Here is a 22615-nt window from a genome sequence, read left to right on the forward strand (position 1 = left end):
CCTATCCGAGGTTGGCCTCGAAGTCCCAGTACGGACGGTTGCGCTGACGGGCGGAGAGCGTGTGCGGATGCTGGACGCCCAGGGTCCGGGTGAGCGTGAGCAGGGCGTCCTCCTCCAGCTTCCCGGCCTCCTCGACCTCGCGCAGACCGCGCAGGTCGGTGGCGAGCGCGATCTGGCAGGACAGGGTGAGCGGATGTTCGTTGCCCAGGGTGTGCCGGGCCCGCCGCAGGGTCTCCCGGCTGAGTTCGGCGGCGTCGGTGACCCGCCCGTTGAAGTTGCGGGCGGCGGTGGCGTTGAGCGCACAGCCGAGGACCCAGGGATGGTCGGGGCCCAGGGAGGAGGTCAGGCCGGCGAGGGCGGCCTCCAGGATGGCCAGGGCGTCGGCTCGTTCGCCGGAGGCCTGCATGACCAGGGCCGTGTTGGCGAGCACGCCGGTGGCGACGGGGTGGGCGGGGCCGAGGAGTGAGCGGTAGCCCGCCTCGGCCTCGGTGACGAGCGACCTCGCCTGGTCGAGGTCGCCGTGCTCGCGCAGGTAGTTGGCGTAGTTGTTGATGGCGGCGAGGGTGATGTAGTGGCCGCGTCCGTGCACCTGCTCCAGCTGTTCGAGCAGGGTGGCCATGGTGGCGCCGAGGTCCTGCTGGAATCCACCCTCGCGGCGCCGGCACAGGGCCAGTTGGGTCCGGGCGTACAGGGTCTGCAGGTGCTGCGGGCCGAGGACCTGGACGTGCACCCGGACGTTGGCCTCCTGGCGGGCGAGCGCCTCGCGGTACTGGCCGAGCAGCCGGAGGTCGTGGGCGAGGGCGTTGCTGGTGCTGAGCGTGTGGGCGTGGCGGGTGCCCAGGACACGCTCGCAGCGGACCAGCGATTCCGCGTCCAGGTCGTGGGACTCCCGGTAGCGGCCGAGCGAGCGCAGCACGACGCCGAGGTTGTGGCGGGCGACCAGGGTGGAGAACTCGGTGTCGCCGAGCAGGCGTTCCGCCTCGGAGAGCACCTGGCGCTGCAGTCGCTCCGCCTCCTGGTACTGGCCGAGGAAGCGCAGGTCGCTGGCGATGGCGCTGCCGGAGAGCAACGAGCCGTGCTCGTTCGGGGGCGAGGCGGCGCTGAGCCGCTCGCGCTGGGCGAGATCGAGTTCGTAGGCCTCGCGGAACCGTCCGAACGAACGCAGGACGTTGCCCTGCTGGGTGGTCAGGTCCAGCATGGGCTGGTCCAGCGGATCCATGAAGCCGGACCAGGCCTCCCGGATCCGCTCGGCGAGCTGGGCGCCGGCCCGGAACTCGCCGCTGCGGTAGCAGTAGCGCAGGCAGTTGAGGACGGCGGTCTGCACGCGCGGGTTCCGGCTGGTGAGCGCGCCGGACGGGCCGAGGTGCGGCAGGAGTTCGGCGTACCGGGGCCAGTGGCGGCTGTCCAAGGGGTTGCCGGGGTCGGCCTCGGCGAGCAGGGCGCGGACGGCCTGTCGGTGTGATTGGCGGTGCTCGCCGTCGGTGAGGCGGGCGACGATGTCGTGGACGAGCCGGTGCATGTGCACGGACTCCTGGTGCGGTCCGGCGTCGACGGTGGTCGCGGGGCCGCGGGTCTCGCGCGTGAGCACCGAGTAGTTGACGAGGGTGTCCAGGGCGCGGGTCCAGGCGGGCAGGTCGTTCGCCATCCAGCGCAGGTCCTCGGGCAGCTCCGCCTGGGGGTAGGCGCGGACGAGTCCCAGGGGGATGCGGCCGGGGGCGAAGGAGGCGCACAGGCTGAGGACGTCGATGGCCTGCGGCTGGGCGCGTCGGAGCCGGTTGATCAGTATCGACCAGGAGGTGAGCGAGGCGTTGGGGTAGCCGTCGCCCGCCGAGGGCTCGTCGACGGTGGACAGCCGTCCGTCGCGGACCATGCGCAGGTACTCGGGGACCTCCATCCCCGACTCGCCCAGCCAGGCCGCGGCCTGGACGAGCGGCAGGGGTACGTCGCCGAACTCGGCGGCGACCTCGTCGGCCTGGGGCGCGGTGATGTGCGCGGCGCGGCGCATCAGGTAGCCGGTGGACTCGGCGCGGTCGAAGCTGGGGACTTCGAGGACGTCGGTGTAGTCGCCCCAGCCGCGGTTGCGGGAGGTGATGAGGACGTGCCCGGGTCCTTGGGGCAGCAGCACCTGGGCGCCGTCCGTGTCGTCCCAGCCGTCGAAGATGACGAGCCAGCGGGAGTGCGGGTCTCCGCGCCGCAGCGCCTCCCGTACGGCGCGGATGCGTTCACCCGGTTCGTTGCCGCTGGGGAGCTGCAGTTCGGCGGCGAGTTCGCCGAGCCGGTCGCGCTGGACGTTGCGGTCGTCGGAGTTGACCCACCAGACGACGTCGTAGTCGGGGCTGAAGCGGTGGGCGTACTCGGCGGCGATCTGCGTCTTGCCGATGCCGGACATGCCGAGGAGCGTGCAGGCCGCGTTGCCGCGCTCGGCGTCCATGAGCCGTTCCTGCAGTTCGGTGAGGAGGTCGTCCCGGCCGGTGAACCTCGGGTTCCGGCGCGGGACCTCGCCCCAGATCTCGGGTGGGGTGTCGGGGTAGCGCGCCGAGGCCCCGGGCGGGACGCGACGGCCGCCGGAGCGGCGGGGTTCGAGACCGAGCCTGCTCAGGAGCCGCGCTTCGGCCTCCTCCTCGCCCACGCCCCAGAGGCTGACGGGTTCGAGGACGGCGGTGGCGGGGAGCAGCGGCCGGTTGGTGAGGTTGACGGCGGCGAAGCGCTCGGCCCGGGCGGCGACGAAGCCGCGCAGGACGTCGTTCCATTCGCCGGCGGGGCGCGGGCCCAGTTCGAAGAACCAGTCGTTGAGGACGAGCAGGACCTGCCCGCGGGCGAGCAGCAGGTCGCTCAGGGAGTCCTCGAGCGGCACCTCGCGCGGCGGGTCCCAGCGCTGCAGCGTGACACGGATGCCGTGGGCTTCGAGGCGCTGGTTGATCCAGGTCGCCCAGGGCCGGTGGTAGCCCGGGAAGACCACAAGGACATGCTCGGGGGCTGCTCTGCCGCCGTGGTCCGCCGCTCCGCCGCCGACCGACCGCTGTTCCGCCGCCATCTGTACGTCTCCCGTCCCGCTCACGCTCAACGCAGTGTCATGTGCCGTGGGCACAGTGTTACCCAGCAGCCCGGGGGGCCGCGCCGAGGCTCGCGTGATGCCGCCTCATTTGGTGCGCGAACTCCCGTCCCTCATTGGTCAGTTCATCGGATTCAAGCAGGATCTCGAGCGCCTGGCCCACCTGATCGTGCATATGGTCGAACTGTTGCCCGGCACTGGACCGCCAGGGCCGGGGCACGGTCCGGGCGGTGGTGGCGCGCCGCCACAGGTCGGTCAGCGCCAAGTGCGCGTAGGCGCCTTGGAGGACGCCGCCGATGGGCCTGGCGTCCGGGCGCCAGCCGACCCGGTGCACCGCGGCCCTGCCCTGCCGGTACAGCGGTACGAGCTCGTGCAGGGTGGCGAGTTTGCTGTGGTGGATCTCGTGGACGAGCGTCTCGGCCATGTCCTGCGCCCCGGCCGGCGGGGAGGTCAGGACGGCGCCGGGAGCCGATCGGAGGGTGGCACCGAGGGACCGGGGGCCCTGGGCGACCAGCGGGACGACGGCGCGCAGGGCGCGCCGGACCTCGGCGGCCCGTCCCGGGTCGGTGTGGGCGAGCAGGGCCTGCGCGGCCCGCCAGTGTGCGGACCAGGCGCCGGGGTCGGTGTCGGCGCGGTCGGCCGCGGTACGGGCCGGGGTGCCGACCCCGCCGGGCGGGACCCGGTACGGGTCGAGGTCGTCGAGCCGGGCGGTGGAGTCGGGCAGGGTGTGCAGGCCGTTCCAGTCCGGCCCCCGGCCGACGAGGGCGCCGGTGCGCCGGTCGGTGAGCAGCAGGACGGTGGCGGCGGGGTGCGTGTGGCCTTCGGGGTGGATCCATGCGACACGGGACCCCGCCCTGATCCGGACGCGCCCGGAGCCCGCCGTCTGCCGGCCCACACCGGGCAGCGACAGCATTCCGCCGGGGGCCTCGACGGCGAGGTCGAGGGGGCAGTCGGCGCGGAGGGCCGCGGTGACGGCGAGCGCCTCCAGACGGTCGAGGTGGCGGTCGAGTGCGGGGCCCACGGGCTCGGCCAGCGCGGCGGCCAGCCATGCGCCTGTCAGGGGGTAGTCGAGCACGTCGCGCACGACGGTGGGGTGATGGCTCTCGGCCCGTTCGAGCAGGTGCCAGGACGTCTCGAAGCGGCGGAGCACGGCGGCGTCGACCGCCTCGCGGTGCCGGTGGACGCGGACCAGGAGGGCTTTGAGCAGCAGCAGGCGGCGCGCGTGCAGCGCGGAGCGCAGCAGGGTGTCGTCGGCCGGGGCGGGGCGGGTGCGGGCCAGCTCCGTGAAGACGCCGGCGGGCAGGGGCGTGAAGTTCATCGCCGCCTCCCTCCGCCGGCCCGGGGAGTCCGTGGGGATCCGGCCGGAAACCGACGGTCGGCACGGCACCGGTCAGGCGGCTTTGTCCCCCGCGCCCTCGCACCACGCGTCGACCAGCTCCGGGGAGCGCAGGAGCACCCGTTCGACCGCGGCCGTGAGCTCGGGATCGTCCATGACGCGCAGGGTCCGCAGGTCCACGGCGGCGAGATCGGGCAGGTGCGCGGGCCGTCCGTTGTCACGGTCGACACCGGTCGCCCACTCCTTGTGCTCCGACACCCTCGGCTCCTCCCCACCGACGCCTGTCCCCCACGGTCGTAGCGGCGGAGCGGTTCTTCCCGACGCCAGGAAGTCAGAAACCCGTTCGACTCAACTGCGCCCATTCACGCCCCCGTTATCCAGCCGTTGGTCCGAACACCCCTCTACGACCGCCTAGCCGGTCGTCTCGTTCCATGCCCACCACGGTGGAGCGATCCGGCGGCGGTCCTCGCCGGAGAGCTGCGCCGTGGGCGGGCTCTGATCCCCGCTCACCTCCGCCAGGAGCGCCCTGGTCCGTTCGACGTCGCTCCAGTCCACCTCGACCAGCGCTGCCGCCAGCCGCTGCCACTGCCCGGCCGCCGCGCGCAGCACCGTACGGGCCCGCCCGTTCATGCCCATCAGGAGCAGCACGGCTCCCTGCGCGTGCAACGCGCGGGCGCCGGTGATCGTGCCCGGGGTGTCACCACGGGCCGACCGTGCGTCCTCCCAGGACCTTTCGTACGCCGTGAGCGCGTCGCCGAGGGCACCGTCCCGGGCGATCTCGCTCAACTCCAGTCTCACCCGTCCCAGTTGCAGCCACACCTCCGAGCGCAGTGCGATGTCCCGGGTGGTGCGGGCGGCCTGCTCCAGGAGGTGGCGTCCTTCGTACAGGTCGGGCAGGAACCCGGCCCGGTGGAAGCGCAGGGCCAGCACGCTGCCGATCAGTATCCGGGCCCGGGCGCGCTCCGGCGCCGCGGCCGGAAGGCGGGTGAGGGCCTCGCGCAGGACGCTCTCGGCCCGGTCGACGGGGGCCTGGCCGGGGGTGTCCACGGCGCGCCGCATCAGGGACTCGCCCCATGACATCAGGATCCGTCCCCGGTGCCCGCTGTCGGCGGGGGCGAGCAGGGTGGCCTCCTCGTAGGCGGTGTCCGCGGCCGCTCCGTCGCCGGCCGTGTCGTGGAGCCGGGCGCGCGCCGTCGTCCAGCGCAGCCGCAGCGCGCCGCCGTCGCCGAGGTGTTCCTCGGCCCGGTCGAGTACGGGGGTGATCTCGGCCGGGTCGGCGCCGGCGAGGTGCAGGGCGTCGGCCAGGTCGAGGAGCGCGGGTCCGCTCTCCCGGAGGGAGAGCGCGGTGGTGAGTTCGGCCGCCGCGGCGGCGCCGTCGCCGCGTGCGAGGAGCAGCCGTCCGCGGCGCAGATGCAGGGTGTGGTGGTGAGCGTCCGGCCAGTCCGGCACGTCCCCGTCGAGCGCGGCGAGGGCGTCGTCGAGGTGGCGCGGGTCGGTGGTGTGGCGCCACAGCCCGTGGTGGACCACGGCCTGTTCGAGCCGGGCCTCGGCCCACTCCGCGCCGCCGGGCTCGGCCAGGCCGCCGGCGCGTTCCAGCTCGGCCAGCGCGCGGGTCAGCAGGTCGCGGCGGCGTTCGGTGCCCTGGACGGCGGCGGTGCCGGCCTCCGCGTACAGCACCCTGCCGAGCAGGATCCCGGCCTCGACGGGGTGCTCCGGCAGGGCGGCCTCGGCCTGTTGGCGGGCCCGGACCAGCAGCGAGGGGTCGGACTGGCCGCGCCCCTCGTCGAACAGCCGACGCGCCGCGGCGAGCGGATCGGGGGTGATCAGGTCGGGGTGGTAGAAGCGGAGCACGCGCGCGGGGATGCGGGCGAAGAGTTCGGGTTCCGTGCCGACCGGGCCGGTGGGCTCGTCGGTCTCCTCGATCGCCCCGGGCGCCGCCGCGTCGTCGTCGGGGGTACGGCCGGCCAGCCGGGCCGCCGCGAGCGCGGGAAAGTTGCGCATGCCCTGGCCGAAATTGCGCTCCACGTACTCGGAGCAGTGCTTGAGCACGAGCGCGGCGGCGCTGCGGTCCAGGGAGCCGAGAAGGTGCTGCTGGATACCGGGCGGATAGCTGAAGCAGGGGTACGGGGCGGGCCCGGGCAGTTGTCGCAGCAGCCCGCTGAGCAGGACCTCGGCGAGTTCCATGGGGCCGGTGTCGGGCAGCATGGCGCGCTGCACCAGCTGCATGACGGGGAGCGCGAGCGGGGCGGCGGCGAGATGGACCGCGAGCCGCAGGGCGCCGGGCGAGGCACCGGCGGTGAAGGCGCGCAGCAGCTCCTCGTCGCTGCGCGCGGCGCGGGCCCGGCCGGTGGACGCGGCCGATGCGGTCGGCGCGGACCTCCTCGGTGCCTCGGGGGCGATCATGGCCGCCCAGCCGCGGACCGCGCCCGAGCCGTGGCCGGCGTGGAGCCGCGCCCAGGAGGCGAAGGCCTCAGGGGTGGGCGTGAGCACGGGCACCGCGCGCGTGTCGGGGGCGACCGGTTCCCAGGGCTCCTCGTCGGGCTGGAAGCCGGTGTGTCCGCCGGGGGACGCGGGACGCAGCAGCAGGCCCGGTTCGACGGTCAGCGCGGTACGGGGCCAGAGCCTCGGGGGCAGCGGCTGGACGAGGGCGAGCGGGGACTGCCGGGGCCACTGGTGGATGAGCCGCTGGGCGGCGCCCCGCTGCCACAAGGGGCCGACGCAGTCGCTGACGATCAGGGTGAGGCGGCGGCCGGTGGGGTCGTGGAGCTGGTCACCGGGGCGCAGCCGGGGCCGTCCGTCGGCTCCCGAGGTGGTGGTGACCAGGGGCGCGCCCTCGCCGGTGTCGTACAGCCGGTGGACCTGGACGTCGCGGAAGGCGCCGGACTGCTGGCAGGCCTGGCGCAGTTCCTCGACCATGCGGGACCAGACGACCATCGCGGGGCCGGTGTCCATAAGGAGCTGGATGTCGGGGCGGCGGCCCGCCGCGGGGCGCAGGACGGGGGTGAGCATGCCCGCGGCGGCGCTGCGCTCGGCGGTCGCCTCCTCGTCGAGGAGACCTTCGCCGGGCCGGAGCGGGAAGTGCGCGTAGTGGCGCAGGGGGCGGAGGGCCTTCTGGAGCCCGAGCAGGCCGGGCAGGGCGTTGGCGCCGGGCGCGCGGACGGGCAGGGCTCTGCTCCGTTCCGTACGGGCGCCGCCGGACTCCCGGGCGCGGACGTGGAGGGAGAGGCCGACGGTGTCGGAGGTGCGGCCGGGCCCGGCTCCGTCGGCACCGGTGCGCGCGTCCGGGTCCGCGTCGTGCCGCCCCGGGCCCCGCTCGCCGTCGCTCCGGGGATCCGTGTCCGCACGGGGAGCGGTGGCGTCGCCGATGGCCGGATCTCGCCCCTCCCCCGGCGGCCGGTCCGCCGTGGGGTTCTCCCCCGGGCCGTTTCCCGAGCCGTCGAAGGCACCGTCGAAGGCGCCACCGGTCGGGCCGTCCGCCGGATCGCGGGCAGACCGAGGCAGCCACTGGGCGAGCCAGACGGCGTCCGCGACCTCCACGGCGGTGGGGTCCTGACCACCGGCCCGCAGTCTGCGGGTGAGCTCTTCCAGATGCATCCGGTGCATCCGGCCATCACCTCGGCTGATCGAGCGGCTGCATGAGCATGTCCGCGATGCGTTCCCGGGTCACCCGCTCGGTGCGCGGGGCGTGCTGGGTCAGATAGATCGCGTTCAGGAGCTGGTCGGTGGCGATGACCTCGCCGGGTTCACGGTTCAGGAAGCGGCTGACCAGGCCCTCCTCGCCGGCCGCCGCGTCCGGCCCGAGATGCGCCTCGATCATGGCGCCCAGCTGCTCCTCGCCCGGCGGTTCCAGCTCCAGGCGGATGCAGCGGCGCAACAGGGCGGCGGGGAAGTCCCGTTCGCCGTTGGAGGTGAGCACGATGAACGGGAAGGTGGTGCAGCGGATCCGCCCGCCCCGCACGGGGACCTTGCGCCCGTCGTCGTCGAGCACCTCGACCACCGGCTCGCGGTCGGTCAGCCGCTCCAGCTCCGGGATGGCGAACTCGCCCTCCTCCAGGGCGTTCAGCAGGTCGTTCGGCAGGTCCAGATCGCTCTTGTCGAGCTCGTCGATGAGCAGGACGCGGGGCTGCTCGGAGGGGAGCAGCGCGGTGCCGAGCGGTCCGAGCCGGATGTACGAGCCGATGCCCGCCGGTGTCGCGGCGGGCACCGTCGACCCGGCCTGGGCGCGCTCCAGCTGCACGTCCTGGAGCCGGCCGATGGCGTCGTAGCGGTAGAGCCCGTCCTGGAGGGTCGACCGGCTGACGATCGGCCAGCGCAGCACGCGGCCCAGGCCCAGTTCATGGGCCACGGCGTGGGCGAGCGTGGACTTTCCGGTCCCGGGGTTGCCGGTGACCAGGAGCGGTCGGCGCAGATAGAGCGCCGCGTTGACGGCGTCGGTCTCGGCGGGCCGGGGGTGGTGGTTCTGGACCAGGCGGCGGCGCACGCCGAGCCGTCGGTCGGAGCCGGCCAGGGTGTCGTCCGCACCGCCGGCCGAGAAGTCCCGCCAGGGCGGCGGGGCGGGCAACCGCCGTATCTCGTCGTGCGGGTGGCCGGCACCACGGTAGATCCGCCAATCGTTCACGATGAACTCCTCCTGGCTGTGGTGGCATGGCCCGGCCCGTCGAAAATACCGCCCACCCGCGCCGGCTGCCGACGCACAAACCGGACTAATTGTCCGGGGGTCGGCGGGGTCACCAGTCCTCCTCGCCGAGCATCGGCGGGCCCTGGAGCGGATCTTCGTGCGGCGGACGGTCGGGGGGATCGAACAGTACGGCGAGATGCGCGGCCCAGGCGTGCTCGGAACGGACCGGCGGACCGACGCCCTCGCTCTCCGCGCCGGTGTGCGGGGTGGCGTCGTCGGTGTACGGGGTCAGGGTGAGGCCGAGGTCCGGGTCGGAGCCCGCGGCCAGGTCCGTGTACGCGTCGACGCCCGCGTCCAGGTATGTATCGGCTTCCGCGTCCGCGTCGGCAGCCACGCGCCTGCGCAGCGAGATGACCGGCCCGTGCAGCCCCTCGGCCGTTCCCGCCTTGATGAGCAGCCGGTCCGCCCGGTCGTGGAACTCGGCGCAGTCCGTGTGGTCCTGGGCCCCGCTCCGCCACAGGGCGATGGGGTGGCCGGCGGCGAGCGCGGCGGCCATGGCCTTGAGCCCGTCACCGCTGCCCACGGGACCGCAGTAGACGGGCACCGAGCCGTCCTCGGCCTCCGAGAGCCGTACCCAGGTCTGCCGGGGCGACTCCCGGCGGATCCGCGCCGCGTGCCCGTGCGCCTCCCGTCCCGCCCCGAGCGCCTCGGCGCGCAGCGGCACCGCCCTGAGCGGCCCGAGGCCGGCCGTCCGCCACCGCTGGTACCACTCGGGCGCCGGCGGCCGCGCGTGGCGGCCGGCGTCCCGTATGACGACGATCCGGCGGTGGCCGAGGGGCAGGGAGCGTTCGTCGAAGAGCTCGTCGTCGGGCGAGAGCCGCCAGGTGTCGAGGGGTTCGTCGAAGAGCTCGCGCGGCAACAGCGCCTCGACGGCGGCCAGATGCTCTCCGCGGTCGCCCCGGGCCAGCGCGTCCGCCAGCGGCTCGCGCAGGGTGTCCCGGAGCCGCTCCCGCTCGACTCCCTCGTCGTCGCCGTGCAGCGGGGTGATCGTGCGCCCGTCGAAGAGCAGCTTCACCCGCCAGGGGAACCTCCGGCCGTAGCGCGGAGTGTCGATCTCGACGAGGACGTCGGCGCGCGAGCCGGGGTCCCGGGCCGAACGGGCCCCGGTGGTACGGCCGGTGGCGCGGCCGGCCGCGAGCGTCGCGGCGATGGCCTGGCGGACGGCGAGCGGTGTCTCCGCCGCCGCGTCGGTGAGCCAGGCGGACAGGGCGCGGACCGCCGCGCTGTCGCCGTGCCGTTCCCTGACGTGCCGGACGACCTTCGCCGCGTACACGTACACGGCGTTCAGCCCGAGGTCGGAGGCCGCTTCCCGGTTCGGCTCGTGGAGTTCGTGGAGCAGCCCGACGCCCTCGCGCCAGGTGTGCGGGGCGACTTCGAGCACGGGCCGGATGTCGTGGCCCACCGTCAGCCTCCGGGCCTCGTCGACGAGGTGCAGCACGTCGCCGGGCCCGGTGGGCGGAGGGAGCTCGGCGAGCCGCCCGTACAGGTGGATGCGGCGGCCGGGATCGAGGCCGAGGAGGGTGGGGGGACGGTGCCGGAGCTGCGCCCTGGTCCAGTCGGGCTCGCCGGAGAGCGAGCGGTAGCGGGCGAGGTGGTGGCGGTCGTGGTCCCGCATGACCTCGGTGAGCACGTCGCCGCCCCGGGCCTGGCGGAGCAGGTGCAGCGACGTGATGGGGACGGCGGCGCCCTCGTCCGCGCCACGCCCCTTGTTGAGACCGATGACGACGGCGCGGTCCAGGTCCACCACCGGACCGCCGGAGAGTCCCTCCACGGGCTGGGTCCCGCGCATCAGGAAGGCCTCGCCGTCGACGCCGTGGATCTCACCGACGGCGTCCCGGATGCCGAGCCGGCCGGTCTGCCGGGACCAGCCGTAGAGCGCGACCGGGACGGGTTCGGCGATGACGGGCCTGCGCTCGCTGAGCCGTACGCAGCTGGCGTCCAGGGCGTCGGGGACGCGGACGAGCGCGAGGTCCGGGAAGTCCCACCGGGTGAGCCGCTGCTCGGGCACGGCGGGGCGCGGGCTGGCCAGGACGACCTCGCCGGTCGTCACGCCGCCGTCCCGGACGATGCCGACGGCCCGCTCGCCTTTCCACACCGCGCTTCCCCCCTTTGCCACGACATGGGCGCAGGTCAGCACCCAGCCGGGGGCGATGAAGAAGCCGGTGCCCCAGTACCGGTCGCCGTGCGGGTCATACCCGTCACCGGGAGCCGCGATGCGTACCAGTGCGGGGCGCACGAGGGATTCGAAGGCGCTCATACGGCGCCATCGGCCGCCGGACGGTGATGCGGTCCGGTGTCGGGGGCCGGCGCGGGGCCCGGCACCGGTGCGGGTGCGTGCCCGGGCGCCGGGGTCGCGGCCGGGTCGGCCGGATCGGCCGCCGTGGTGGCGGCCGGGTCGGCCGGATCGGCCGCCGTGGTGGCGGCCGGGTCCGCCGGCGGGGGCGGGCCCGGTTCGGTCCAGGTCAGGGAGACCGAGATCGACGCCGTGCCGCCGCCGTCCGCGAGGACGCCGATCACCTTGCCGGCCTGCGCGGACAGTTCGATGCCGAAGCCGACGGCGACCTCGACCGGTGCCTGGGGGTCGAGCCCGGCGCGCAGCGAGCCGACGACGCCGCGCACGACGTCGGTGAGTCCGCCGGCCATGGAGACGACCCGGTCACCGATGCCGGTGTCCTGGAATCCGCTGCCCCGGTCGAGTTCGTCCGGCTCGCTGATCCGCGCCCAGACCTCTGTCCCGTCGTCCAGCCGTATACGAGCGATCCCGTGCGTCACAGCGGCCCCCCGCTCCCCGAAACGATGATGAAGAAGGCTAGTCGCCGGCACCGACGAGCGCGAGGGTCCCGTCAAGACCACGGCCTATCCTGATCACATGTACTTCACCGACCGTGGCATCGAGGAACTGGAGAAGCGGCGCGGCGAGGAGGAGGTCTCCTTCGCGTGGCTCGCCGAGCAGTTGCGTACGTTCGTCGATCTCAACCCCGACTTCGAGGTGCCGGTCGAGCGCCTCGCGACCTGGCTGGCCCGTCTGGACGACGAGGACGACGACGAGTGACGAGGCGTGTCGACGCCGGGTGACACACCCCTAGGGACCCGCTCCCGGGTCACTGGCCGCGCAGGCGGTCGTAGGCAAGCCCCAGGGCGCCGTGTGCGACGAGCAGTGCCCCGGCCGCCGTCCAGCCTCCGCTGCGGCGGCCGATGCCCCAGGCGAGCAGCGGCACACCCGCTCCGAACTGGACCGCGCCGAGCAGCCGGGCCCTGGGGCCGCGCAGGTACGGGCCGAATCGGCCGCCCTCCACCGCGTCGAGTTCCGCGCGTACGGCGTCGCGCCAGCCGGACCATTCAAGCTGTTCGGCCCCGTGGGCCTGGGCCACGGAGCGGAGCCGGTCGGCGCTCTCTCCCGGGGTGAGCCCGGTGGGCAGGTCGAGGCCCACGCGCGCGAGGACGGCGGTGAGGCCGATGAGCCGGGCGGGCGCGTCGGCGTCCTCGTCGGATCGGGTGAGCGGCTCCAGAGCCTGCGTGTCCAGGACGGGGTCGAGGGCGAGCCGGGCCGCGAAGGTGCGCATGGCCTCGTCCTCACCGGCCGGCGTGCCGTCGGCGAGCCAGGTGTAACCGACGGTGCGCCGGAATCCGGCGGCGAGGATGAAGCCGGCCCGGTCGGCGTCCCACCACAGCGCGAGGACGGGCCAGGTGGCGGCGGAGACGGCCAGCGCGGTGGCCCAGCCGGTGACGACGCGGTCGACGGGCTCACCGCCGTGGAGCCAGGGCTTTCCCTCCGGGACGATGACGCTCCATTCGGTTCCCGCCGGGGCGAGGAGCAGCTGTTCCCTCAGCAGCTGCGCCGGTGGGCGGACCGCCGCGGGCTCGGCGCGGCAGAGCAGCAGGGCCCCGGCGGGGCGGGGTCCGGATGTCGCGTTCATGGCCCCTACGCTAGGTCAATTTGTTCAGTTATGAAGGGGAATGACCCCGCGCGCCTTGGAGAGCAGGGGTTGACTTCCCCCCACCGCGATATATCGTGTTCCGAAGAGACGCGATATGTTGCGTCACCGATGCGGGAGGTCAGCACGATGACAGAGTGGTCCGTGGCCGAGCCGACGAAACTCACGCTGACCGAGCCCGTGACGCGACTCCGCGTGCGCATCGTCGGAGGCACGGTGAACGTGGTGGGCACCGACGAGCCGACCGCCCGCCTGGAGGTCTCCGCCCTCGACGGGCCGCCGCTGGTCGTGACGCAGGAGGGTTCGACCCTGACGGTCACCTACGAGGACCTGCAGTGGAAGGGCGTCCTCAAGTGGTTCGACCGCATGGGGCAGCGCCGCCACGCCGTGGTCTCCGTGGCCGTCCCGGCCGGCGCGGACGTCGAGGTGGGCGTGGTCGGCGCCGGCGCGGTGATCTCCGGCATCAAGGGACGGACGGACGTCCGGGGCGTCACGGGCGACACCACGCTCGTCGGGCTCTCCGGTCCGGTCCGCGCGGAGACGGTCTCCGGCAGCCTGGAGGCCCAGTCCGTCACCGGCGCGCTGCGCGTGAACTCCGTGACCGGTGACGTGACGGTCATCGAGGGCGCGGGCGCCTCCGTGAAGGCCGACACGGTCAGCGGGGACATGGTGATCGACCTCGACGCCACCGACCTGGACGGCCCGCCCGCCGACATCCGGCTGGCCAGCGTCTCCGGCGAGGTCGCCATCCGCCTTCCGCACCCGACGGACGCCCGGATCGAGGCCAACACCGCGAGCGGCTCCCTCGCCAACGCCTTCGACGACCTGCGGGTCGCCGGACAGTGGGGCACCAAGAGCATCACCGGCACGCTGGGGTCCGGCCGCGGCACGCTCAGGGCGACGACGGTCTCCGGCTCCATCGCCCTGCTCCGCCGCCCGGACCCGGCCGCGTCCGACGACTTCGAAGCCGCCACCTCCGGAAAGGTGCTGTGACATGCCGCCCGTCTTCGCCCACGGCCGACTGCGCCTCTATCTGCTCAAGCTCCTCGACGAGGCCCCCCGCCACGGCTATGAGGTGATCAGGCTCCTGGAGGAGCGCTTCCAGGGGCTCTACGCACCCTCGGCCGGCACGGTCTATCCGCGGCTGGCCAAGCTGGAGGCCGAGGGCCTGGTCACGCACGCCACCGAGGGCGGTCGCAAGGTGTACTCGATCACCGACGCCGGCCGCGCCGAGCTCGCCGGGCGCGGCGGAGAACTGGCCGACCTGGAGCTGGAGATCCGTGAGTCGGTCTCCGAGCTGGCCGCGGAGATCCGGGACGACGTGCGCGGGGCGGCGGGGAAGCTGCGCAGCGAGATGCGCGCGGCGGCGAGCGAGACCCGCCGCAAGGAGTCCCCGTTCGCCGACACCAAGGAGGAGCTGCGCCGCGCCAAGCAGGAGTGGCGGGAGCAGACCCGCCAGGCCCTCGCGGAGGCGCAGTCGGCACGCCGCCAGGCCAGGGAGTTCCAGCGGATCGCCAAGCAGGTCCAGGAACAGGTCCAGGACCACTTCGCGCGCGGCGACTGGCCGTCGGGCGTGTGGGAGGGCATCTCGGACATCACGGCGCAGCTGGGCGGCCTGGTCACCGGCACGACGCACCCGAGGGCGGCCGGGGCCGACGGCCCGACCACGCCGGCTCCGCCCAGCGCGGCGGAGGAGGCCGGACCCGGGCCGACGGCCCGTGCCGGGGCCGCCGCGGAGTGGGCCGCCGACGCCGTGACCACGGGCGATCCCGCCCGTGACCTCGACCGGCTCCTGGACCGCTTCCGCGACGACATCCGCGACGCGGCCCGCGACCACGGGGTGACGGCGACGCAGCTGACGGACGCCCGCCGCCACCTGTCCACGGCGGCGGCGCACATCACCGCGCTGCTGCACCCCCAGGCCGGGAAGCAGGCGGGGAAGCAGGCCGGCTGACGCGGCGGCCCCGTCCCCCCGAAGGCCGCCGACGGCCGGGACGAGACCGCCCGCGGTCGGGCGCCATCAGCCCCAACCGACGGTGACCGTCACGCGAGCCCCCGGCGCCCTCAGCCCCGGGTGACGGTCACCGTCACCCGGGCCCCCGGCGCTGCCACCACCCATGCCCGGCCCGCGCCCTCGCGGAGCACGACCGCCTTCCCCCGGACCGCCACCTGCCAGGCGCCCGGGGGAAGGGACAGCTCCGTCACGCGCGAACCGTGGCGCCTCGCGTCGTACTCCAGGCGGTAGACCCCGGTCCCGGAGTCGTAGCCGGAGGAGCGGACGGTGCCGGCGACCGCCTCCGCGTACGGCTGCGCGGTCAGCTCCTTGTTCGTACGGAAGGTCCCGGCGCCGTCCACCGCGCAGTAGCCGCCGCCGTAGCACCACACATAGCCGGCCCACCCGCTGCCGTACCGGCCGAGCGAGGCCATCGCGTCCCGGTAGAAGCGGTTCATGTTCGGCAGGGAGTTGTTGAGCGGCCCCCACTCCCCCACGACCACCGGGACCTTGTACTCCTTGGGGTACTGGGTCACGGCCCGCTCGTAGCTCTCGATCCAGCCGGCGGCCGGGTCGTAGTCCGCGCCCGCCTCCATGGCGGTGTTGTAGAAGTGCGGCGCGTAGACGACCTTCGGGTCGTCGATCCTGCCGAGGCCCGTCGGCACGCCCTCGCCGACGATCGGGGTGGGTTCGACGAAGATCCAGGTGTCCCGGTCGACCGAGCGGACCGCGTCCGCGAGACGGTTGTACATCGGGGTCAGATGGTCGCGTTCGATCCGCCGCGCGGCGGTCGGCAGGTCTTCGCCCTCCCGCAGCTCGCCCATCGGCTCGTTGATCAGGTCGTAGCCGAGGACGGCGGGGTGGTCCTCGAAGCGGTCGGCGAGGACGCGCCACATCCCCGCCTGGGCGCGCCGCAGGTCCTCGTCCTCGTAGAGATGGGTGAAGGCGCGCTGCACGGCCGGCTCGAAGTATTCGGCGAACCAGTCGTCGGGGTGCGGGGTGAAGGGCAGCCCGTCCGTCCGGGTCGCCCACGCGGGCACGCCCCGGTGGCCGAAGGCCGGCCCGAAGACATCCTGGTGGGCGTCGATGAGGACGTGGACGTCATGCTTCTCCGCCCAGTCCAGGACGCGCTCGATCTTCCGCAGATAGGTCTCGCTGTACCGGCCTCGCCGCGGCTCCAGGTCGTCCCAGAAGACGAGCAGCCGCGCGAAGTTGAAGCCCTGGGCGCGCATGTCGCGGAAGTGCCGTTCGGTGACGGCGGACAGGGCCTGGTCGCCGCGGCCGGCCTTGTCCTCGACGTTCCAGCCGCGCAGGGTGAGGGTCCGGCCGCGTTCGTCGGTGAGGACGGGTATGCCGTCCGGGCTCTCGGCGTGCGCGGGACCGGTCGGGGCGAGGAGCGCGGCGACGACGGCGCTCGCGGCAAGGGTCGTTCGTGACATGGGAACCTCCGGCACGACGGTGTGATCGCAGTGCCGGAGATCCCATCAGGAGATCTGACGATGCATCAAGAGGTCGTCATGAAGACGTCTCGCTCACGAGGACGTCAGGACGATCTTCCCGAAGAGCTCGCCCGAGGCCATCTTCTCGAAGCCCTCGCGGGCCCGGTCCAGCGGCAGCACCTCGTCGATCACCGGCCGTACACCCGTGGCCGCGCAGAACGACAGCAGGTCCTCCAGCTCGTCCTTGGAGCCCATGGTCGAGCCGACGACCTTGAGCTCCAGGAAGAAGATCCGGGTCAGCTCGGCGTGCGCGGGGCGGTCGCCGCTGGTCGCGCCCGAGATGACCAGGGTGCCGCCCGGCCGCAGCGACTTGACCGAGTGCGACCAGGTGGCGGCGCCGACGGTCTCGATGACCGCGTCCACCCGCTTCGGGAGCCGCGCGCCCGGCTCGTACGCCTCCACGGCGCCGAGTTCGACGGCACGCTTGCGCTTGGCCTCGTCGCGGCTGGTGGCGAAGACGCGCAGGCCGGCGGCCTTGCCGAGGACGATCGCGGCGGTGGCGACGCCACCGCCCGCGCCCTGCACGAGGACGGAGTCACCGGGACGCACCCCGGCGTTGGTGAAGAGCATGCGGTACGCGGTGAGCCAGGCGGTCGGGAGGCAGGCGGCCTCCTCGAAGGAGAGCTCCTTGGGCTTCGGGAGCACGTTCCAGGAGGGCACGGTGACGCGCTCGGCGAAGGTGCCCTGGTAGCGCTCGGTCAGGATGGAGCGCGGCTCGTCGGGCCCCACGCCGTGGCCGGTCTGGCCGATGACGGAGTGCAGGACGACCTCATTGCCGTGCTCGTCGATGCCGGCGGCGTCGCAGCCGAGGATCATCGGGAGCCTCTCCTCGGGCAGCCCGACCCCGCGCAACGACCACAGGTCGTGGTGGTTGAGGGAGGCGGCCTTGACGGTGACGGTGGTCCACCCGGCCCGCACCTCGGGCTCGGGTCGTTCCCCCAGCTCGAGGCCGTTCAGCGGCTGGTCGCGGTCGATTCGGGCGGCGTAGGCAGCGAACATGGCCCTGAGCGTAGGGCGGCCCGGTGCGCGGCGGTACCGCGCACCGGTGTGACGTGAGTCCCTGCTGTTCCGCTCGCCGCGGTGTCAGTCCCTGCGGTACTGCGCCGGGGAGTTCTTCGTCGACGGGTCCTCGTACGCGCCGGCCCTCCCCCGGTCCACATGGAAGGAGGTCAGGGTCGTGACCGGCGAGACCGGGTCGCGGCGGTCGGCGATCACGCGCATGTGGGTGGTGAAGCGCTGCGGCGTCACCTCGTACACGTCGTAGCCGTAACGGTTCCCCTCGAAATACTGCAGGTGCGGGTTGCCCGCGCCCATGAGGGGGCCGTTGGTGCGGTTCCAGTCCGCCGAGTACGCGCTCGAGGAGATCGAGTGCGCCGTGAACTCCGTGCCGATGACCGGGGATTCGGTGTTGTCGAAGTCCGGACGGATGTCGTCGACGAAGGCGGAGTGCCAGTCGCCGGTGATCACGACCAGGTCCTCCAGGCCGCTGCTGTGCACATGGCCGAGCACTTCCTTGCGCTCGGCGAGGAAGCCGTCCCACTGGTCGGTGAACATGTACGAGCCGCCGGGGCGGCCACGCAGCTGACTGAGCATGATCGAGTTGGCCCAGACGTGCCAGGTGTCGGGGGCCTGGGACACGCCCTGCTTGAGCCAGGTCTTCTGGTCGGCGCCGAGGATGGTGCCGCCCGCCAGGTTCTGCGCCGAGCGGTGTGAGCGCAGGTCGAGGACGGTCAGTTCGAGCAGGTCGCCCCAGGTGCGGCGGCGGTGGATGACCGGATCGGGCAGAGCGGAGTCACCGGTCAGTCCGTCACGGTGGGGCATGTGCTCGTACCACGCCTGGTACGCGGCGGCCCGGCGCTTGAGGAACGGCGCCCCTCCACCCGTACCGCTGTAGTCGTTGACGACCTCGTGGTCGTCCCAGGTGAGGAACCAGGGGTGGGCGGCGTGCGCCTCGCGCAGGGACGCGTCGCCCTTGTAGAGGGCGTGGCGGCGTCGGTAGTCGCCGACCGTGAAGGGGTCGGGGGCGTTGTGCTCGCGGTCGTGGCCGGTGGTGGCGCCGCCCTCGTAGATGTAGTCGCCGAGGTGGACCACGAAGTCGAGGTTCTCACGGGCGATCCCTCGGTGGGCCGCGTAGTACCCGGAGGTGAAGTGCTGGCAGTTGGCCGAGGCGAAACGGACGGCGGAGACGGCCCCGAGGGGCGCGGTCTTGGTCCGGCCGATGCGGCTTGTGGTGCCGAGGGCCTTGAAGGCGTACCAGTAGTGGCGCCCGGGGGTGAGGCCGCCGACCGGTACGTGCACGCTGTGCCCGAGGGTGGCGGAGGCCGGAACGGTGCCGCGGGCGACGACCCGGGACAGGGCGCTGTCCTCGGCGACGACCCACTCGACCTCGACGATCTCCGGCAGGTTCTGGTGCTCGGCGAACGGCTCCGGGGCGAGCCGGGTCCACAGCAGGACGCTTCCGGCCTGCGGATCGCCGGAGGCGACGCCGAGCGTGAAGGGGGCGGGGTCGTACTCGGCGCCGAGCTGCTGAGCGGCGTCCTGGGCCTGCGCGGGCGAGAGCCCGACGCTGAGCGGCCACACGGTGCCGAGTGCTCCCGCGGCAGCGGCGGCCTTGATCAGGTCCCGTCGGTCGAGCGTCACGTGGCTGCCCCCTGCGTCGTCAGCGTGAGCGATATTCCGTCGGCGTAACCGTCGTTCGAGGTTCCGCTTCCGGTACGGGTGAACACCAGCCGCACCCGTGCGACGCGGGCCCCCGGAGGTACGGCGGCCGACTCGCGCCGTTCGAAGAGCCCGGTCCTGCTGCCGCGCTCGCCGGCGGTGACCGGCCCGAGGACGCTGAGCGCGAGCGGGGTGCCCTTGGCGTCCCGGAACTCGACGGAGAGCCGGGCGCCGTCCTCCTGCGTGGCGTATCCGCCGAGCCAGCCGGCGATCTCGTAGCGCACGTTCCCCGTGTCGATGCCGTCCGTCGGCAGGACGACGTCCTGGACGAGCACGGTCTTCGGGCTGTTGCCCCCGGAGAAGAACCTGCTCCCCCGCAGCGCGGGCCCGGGGTCCTTCGGACCGGGGTATCCACCGCCGAGGCTGTACGCGATCAACGCGGGCGCGCCCTCCGCGATCTTCCACCCGACGAGGGAGCCGACGGGCTGGGAGCTCCCCCCGGGTCCACTCTCGGCGTCACCGTTGACGACCAGATTCACTCGCGTCTCCCCTGTTTGAGGTGTCCGGCGCGGTGCATCACAGCAGCCGGGGGTGAACCTGGGAAGACGCACGACGGAACAATGCCCCCGATCACGCCGACGGGCCGCCCGGTGCCCCTGGAAGGGAACCGGGCGGCCCGTACGGGTGGCGCCGGACTACGGGTGGCGCCGCGTGCCTCGGCGCCGGAGGCGTCAGCGGCGCGCCACGCCCTCGGCGCGGGCGGCCGCGGCGACCGCGGCGGCGACGGCCGGGGCGACCCGCTCGTCGAACGGCGACGGGATCACGCAGTCGGCGGCGAGCTGGTCGCCCACCACGTCCGCGATGGCGTTCGCCGCGGCGATCTTCATGCCCTCGGTGATCCGGGAGGCCCGGACCTGGAGGGCGCCCGCGAAGATGCCGGGGAAGGCGAGGACGTTGTTGATCTGGTTCGGGTAGTCCGAACGGCCGGTCGCCACGACGGACGCGTACTTGTGCGCGACGTCGGGGTGGACCTCGGGGTTCGGGTTGGCCATGGCGAACACGAACGCGTTCGGCGCCATGGACGCGACCGCGGCCTCCGGGACCGTACCGCCGGAGACGCCGATGAAGACGTCCGCACCGGCCAGGGCGGTCTCCAGGGAGCCGGAGAGGCCGGCCTTGTTGGTGAGCTCGGCGATCTCGCGCTTGACGTCGGTGAGGTCCTCGCGGTCGCGGCTGACGATGCCCTTGCGGTCCGCGACGGCCACGTCGCCGAGCCCCGCCTCGAGGAGGAACTTGGCGATGGCCACACCGGCCGCGCCGGCGCCCGAGATGACGGCGCGCAGGTCGCCGAGGGTCCGGCCGGTCAGCTTCGCCGCGTTGCGGAGCGCGGCGAGGGTGACGATCGCGGTGCCGTGCTGGTCGTCATGGAAGACGGGGATGTCGAGGCGCTCCTGGAGCTTGCGCTCGATCTCGAAGCACCGCGGCGCCGAGATGTCCTCCAGGTTCACTCCTCCGAAGGAGGGGGCGAGCCGGACGACGGTCTCCACGATCTCGTCGGTGTCGGTGGTGGCGAGCGCGATCGGCACCGCGTCCACGCCGCCGAACTGCTTGAAGAGGATGGCTTTCCCCTCCATGACCGGAAGCGAGGCCTCCGGGCCGATGTCGCCGAGTCCGAGCACCGCCGTACCGTCGGTCACGACCGCGACGACCTGGGACTTCCAGGTGTAGTCGTGGACCAGTTCAGGCTGCTCGGCAATCGCGGTGCACACCTTGGCGACGCCGGGCGTGTACGCGAGGGACAGGTCGTCCTTGTCGCGCAGCGGCACCGTGGCCGAAATGGCCATCTTGCCGCCGCGGTGCAGCGCGAAGGCCGGATCGAAGGGCTCCTGAGCCTCTTCCGTGCCGCTCTCGCTGCGAGGATTGACGATCTCCGCTGCCATTGGGTTGACCCCTTAAGTCTTCTTCATTTGAGGGTGGCCGCTCCTGGTTGAGGAGGGGTGGGCGGGTCCCGCGGTCGCCGTGTCTGGCAACCGCGCGGGCGCGCCGCACAACGCGCCCTGAGCCCCGGATGAGGGGTGTAAGGATCCTTCTTACCGGACGTACGTCACCGTAGACGAGTCCAATTCGGCGCGGTGATGCGACTCATACGGCCGCAATGGCACCTTGCGCAGAGCAGGCAGGTCACCGCATGTCCGGACACTCTCTCCCGTACACCGGATCGAGGCGTTCGTGTCGTCCGAATGGCGAGATCAACCGGAGATTTTCCGGTAGGGAAGGGGTATCTCCGGAGAAGATCCGGCCTTGATGTACCGGCCTGTCGGGATTCGGGGGTCACCCGTTATCCGATTTTGACATGCGAGGCCGTCCGATTCGGACGGTCCGAATGGCAAGATGCCCGTAATCACACGAGGTCGCGACACCCGAAGGTGCGTGCGCGGCCTATGGCAACTCCCCAACGCCGGAGGAACCCGACCATGACCGCACGCTCCACGCGCTGTACGACCGCCGCCAAGACCCGCACCTCCCGTCTTGCCGCGGTCGCCGCCATCGCGGTCGCCGGCTCCATGCTGCTGACCGCGTGCGGTGACCAGACCGGGGGCGGCTCGACCCCTGAGGGCGGCAAGACCGGCGTCGCCTCCAACGCCCCGCTCTTCTCCAAGCTGCCCGCCGACATCCAGAAGGCCGGCGTCATCAAGGTCGGGACGGACGCCACGTACGCCCCGATGGAGTTCAAGCAGGGCGACAAGATCGTCGGTGTCGACCCCGACATCGCCGCGGCCCTCTCCAAGCAGCTCGGCGTGAACTTCGAGTTCACCAGCGGCACCTTCGACACCCTGCTCACCTCCCTGCCGACCGGTCGCACGGACATCGTGATGTCCTCGATGACCGACACCAAGGCGCGCCAGGAGGGCCTGGACGACAAGGGCCAGAAGACCGGTACCGGTGTCGACTTCGTCGACTACTTCACCGCCTCCACCGGCATCCTGGTGAAGAAGGGCAACCCGGAGAACATCAAGTCCCTCGACGACCTGTGCGGCAAGAAGCTCGCCGTCCAGCGGGGCACGACGTACGAGCAGGCAGCCAAGGACCAGGCCGAGAAGTGCAAGAAGGACGGCAAGCCCGCCCTCACCTTCGAGTCCTTCCCGACCGACGCCGAGGCCCAGACCCGCGTCAAGGCGGGCGGCGCCGTCGCCGACCTGAACGACTCGCCGGTCGCCGCGTACATCGCGAAGACCGCGGGCGGCGGCAACGACTTCGAGGCCGTCGCCAACAAGACGGACGCCGGCTTCTTCGGCATCGCCGTCGACAAGAAGGACACCCAGCTGCGCGACGTCCTCAAGGAAGCACTGGACGCGATCATCAAGGACGGCACGTACAAGGCCGCCCTCGACAAGTGGAACGCCGGTGACGGCGCCATCCCCGCGGCCAAGATCAACGGCGGCTCCTGACCCCCACGTACCACT

At 73.1% G+C, this 22615-nt stretch carries 17 protein-coding genes; 4 read left to right on the top strand and 13 right to left on the bottom strand.

What is annotated here, in order from left to right:
- Position 1 precedes the first annotated feature (1 nt).
- From fxsT to ACFYV5_RS08925, 7 genes are all read right to left on the bottom strand, one after another.
- Positions 2 to 3034, bottom strand: coding sequence for an FxSxx-COOH system tetratricopeptide repeat protein (gene fxsT / locus ACFYV5_RS08895; RefSeq protein ID WP_355108371.1), 3033 nt, complete (start codon positions 3032 to 3034; stop codon positions 2 to 4).
- Positions 3035 to 3092: 58 nt separating this feature from the next.
- The gene (locus ACFYV5_RS08900; protein ID WP_389166053.1) at positions 3093 to 4370 is read right to left on the bottom strand and encodes an aKG-HExxH-type peptide beta-hydroxylase; all 1278 of its coding nucleotides are present in this window, start codon (positions 4368 to 4370) and stop codon (positions 3093 to 3095) included.
- A gap of 72 nt (positions 4371 to 4442) precedes the next feature.
- Positions 4443 to 4646, bottom strand: coding sequence for a hypothetical protein (locus ACFYV5_RS08905; protein WP_355108132.1), 204 nt, complete (start codon positions 4644 to 4646; stop codon positions 4443 to 4445).
- Between the two features lie 153 nt (positions 4647 to 4799).
- Positions 4800 to 7991 carry an SAV_2336 N-terminal domain-related protein gene (locus ACFYV5_RS08910; RefSeq protein WP_389166056.1) on the bottom strand — a complete coding sequence of 1064 codons (3192 nt, stop codon included), beginning with the start codon at positions 7989 to 7991 and terminating at the stop codon, positions 4800 to 4802.
- Positions 7992 to 7998: 7 nt separating this feature from the next.
- Positions 7999 to 9006, bottom strand: coding sequence for a MoxR family ATPase (locus ACFYV5_RS08915; RefSeq protein ID WP_355108136.1), 1008 nt, complete (start codon positions 9004 to 9006; stop codon positions 7999 to 8001).
- Between the two features lie 109 nt (positions 9007 to 9115).
- Positions 9116 to 11323, bottom strand: coding sequence for a trypsin-like peptidase domain-containing protein (locus ACFYV5_RS08920; RefSeq protein WP_389166058.1), 2208 nt, complete (start codon positions 11321 to 11323; stop codon positions 9116 to 9118).
- On the bottom strand, positions 11320 to 11838 hold the full coding sequence (locus tag ACFYV5_RS08925; protein ID WP_389166061.1) for a CU044_2847 family protein: 519 nt from the start codon (positions 11836 to 11838) through the stop codon (positions 11320 to 11322). Before ACFYV5_RS08925 ends, ACFYV5_RS08920 begins: the two co-directional genes overlap by 4 nt.
- A 97-nt stretch (positions 11839 to 11935) precedes the next feature.
- Between ACFYV5_RS08925 and ACFYV5_RS08930 the strand changes: the two genes are divergently transcribed.
- Positions 11936 to 12118, top strand: a complete 183-nt coding sequence (locus ACFYV5_RS08930; protein WP_355108142.1) for a DUF6104 family protein — start codon at positions 11936 to 11938, stop codon at positions 12116 to 12118.
- A 49-nt stretch (positions 12119 to 12167) separates the two neighbouring features.
- On the opposite strand, the gene ACFYV5_RS08935 is transcribed toward ACFYV5_RS08930, so the two are convergent.
- Complete coding sequence (locus ACFYV5_RS08935; protein WP_389166064.1) at positions 12168 to 12983, bottom strand: hypothetical protein; 816 nt, start codon at positions 12981 to 12983, stop codon at positions 12168 to 12170.
- A 147-nt stretch (positions 12984 to 13130) separates the two neighbouring features.
- On the opposite strand from ACFYV5_RS08935, the gene ACFYV5_RS08940 reads away from it, so the two are divergent.
- Positions 13131 to 13994 carry a DUF4097 domain-containing protein gene (locus tag ACFYV5_RS08940; protein WP_389166067.1) on the top strand — a complete coding sequence of 288 codons (864 nt, stop codon included), beginning with the start codon at positions 13131 to 13133 and terminating at the stop codon, positions 13992 to 13994.
- Position 13995: 1 nt separating this feature from the next.
- Positions 13996 to 14955: a helix-turn-helix transcriptional regulator gene (locus ACFYV5_RS08945; RefSeq protein WP_355108148.1), complete on the top strand. Its 960-nt coding sequence runs from the start codon at positions 13996 to 13998 to the stop codon at positions 14953 to 14955.
- 110 nt (positions 14956 to 15065) lie between these two features.
- Here ACFYV5_RS08945 and ACFYV5_RS08950 read toward each other — a convergent pair whose 3' ends face one another.
- The 5 genes from ACFYV5_RS08950 to ACFYV5_RS08970 all read right to left on the bottom strand — a co-directional run bounded on the left by ACFYV5_RS08950 (position 15066) and on the right by ACFYV5_RS08970 (position 21091).
- Complete coding sequence (locus ACFYV5_RS08950) at positions 15066 to 16433, bottom strand: cellulase family glycosylhydrolase (RefSeq protein ID WP_389166070.1); 1368 nt, start codon at positions 16431 to 16433, stop codon at positions 15066 to 15068.
- Positions 16434 to 16526: 93 nt separating this feature from the next.
- Positions 16527 to 17492, bottom strand: a complete 966-nt coding sequence (locus tag ACFYV5_RS08955) for a zinc-binding dehydrogenase (RefSeq protein ID WP_389166072.1) — start codon at positions 17490 to 17492, stop codon at positions 16527 to 16529.
- An 84-nt stretch (positions 17493 to 17576) separates the two neighbouring features.
- Complete coding sequence (locus tag ACFYV5_RS08960; protein WP_389166074.1) at positions 17577 to 19133, bottom strand: alkaline phosphatase D family protein; 1557 nt, start codon at positions 19131 to 19133, stop codon at positions 17577 to 17579.
- Positions 19130 to 19690 carry a phosphoesterase gene (locus ACFYV5_RS08965; RefSeq protein WP_355108156.1) on the bottom strand — a complete coding sequence of 187 codons (561 nt, stop codon included), beginning with the start codon at positions 19688 to 19690 and terminating at the stop codon, positions 19130 to 19132. The genes ACFYV5_RS08960 and ACFYV5_RS08965 overlap by 4 nt, the downstream gene beginning before the upstream one ends.
- A gap of 192 nt (positions 19691 to 19882) precedes the next feature.
- A complete protein-coding gene (locus ACFYV5_RS08970; protein ID WP_355108158.1) occupies positions 19883 to 21091 on the bottom strand; it encodes an NADP-dependent malic enzyme in 1209 nt (402 codons plus the stop codon).
- Between the two features lie 534 nt (positions 21092 to 21625).
- Between ACFYV5_RS08970 and ACFYV5_RS08975 the strand changes: the two genes are divergently transcribed.
- Positions 21626 to 22600 carry an ABC transporter substrate-binding protein gene (locus tag ACFYV5_RS08975; protein WP_389166078.1) on the top strand — a complete coding sequence of 325 codons (975 nt, stop codon included), beginning with the start codon at positions 21626 to 21628 and terminating at the stop codon, positions 22598 to 22600.
- Positions 22601 to 22615 lie beyond the last annotated feature (15 nt).

Origin of the sequence: Streptomyces sp. NPDC003035 (genome assembly GCF_042888285.1) — a bacterium.
Taxonomy (GTDB): domain Bacteria; phylum Actinomycetota; class Actinomycetes; order Streptomycetales; family Streptomycetaceae; genus Streptomyces.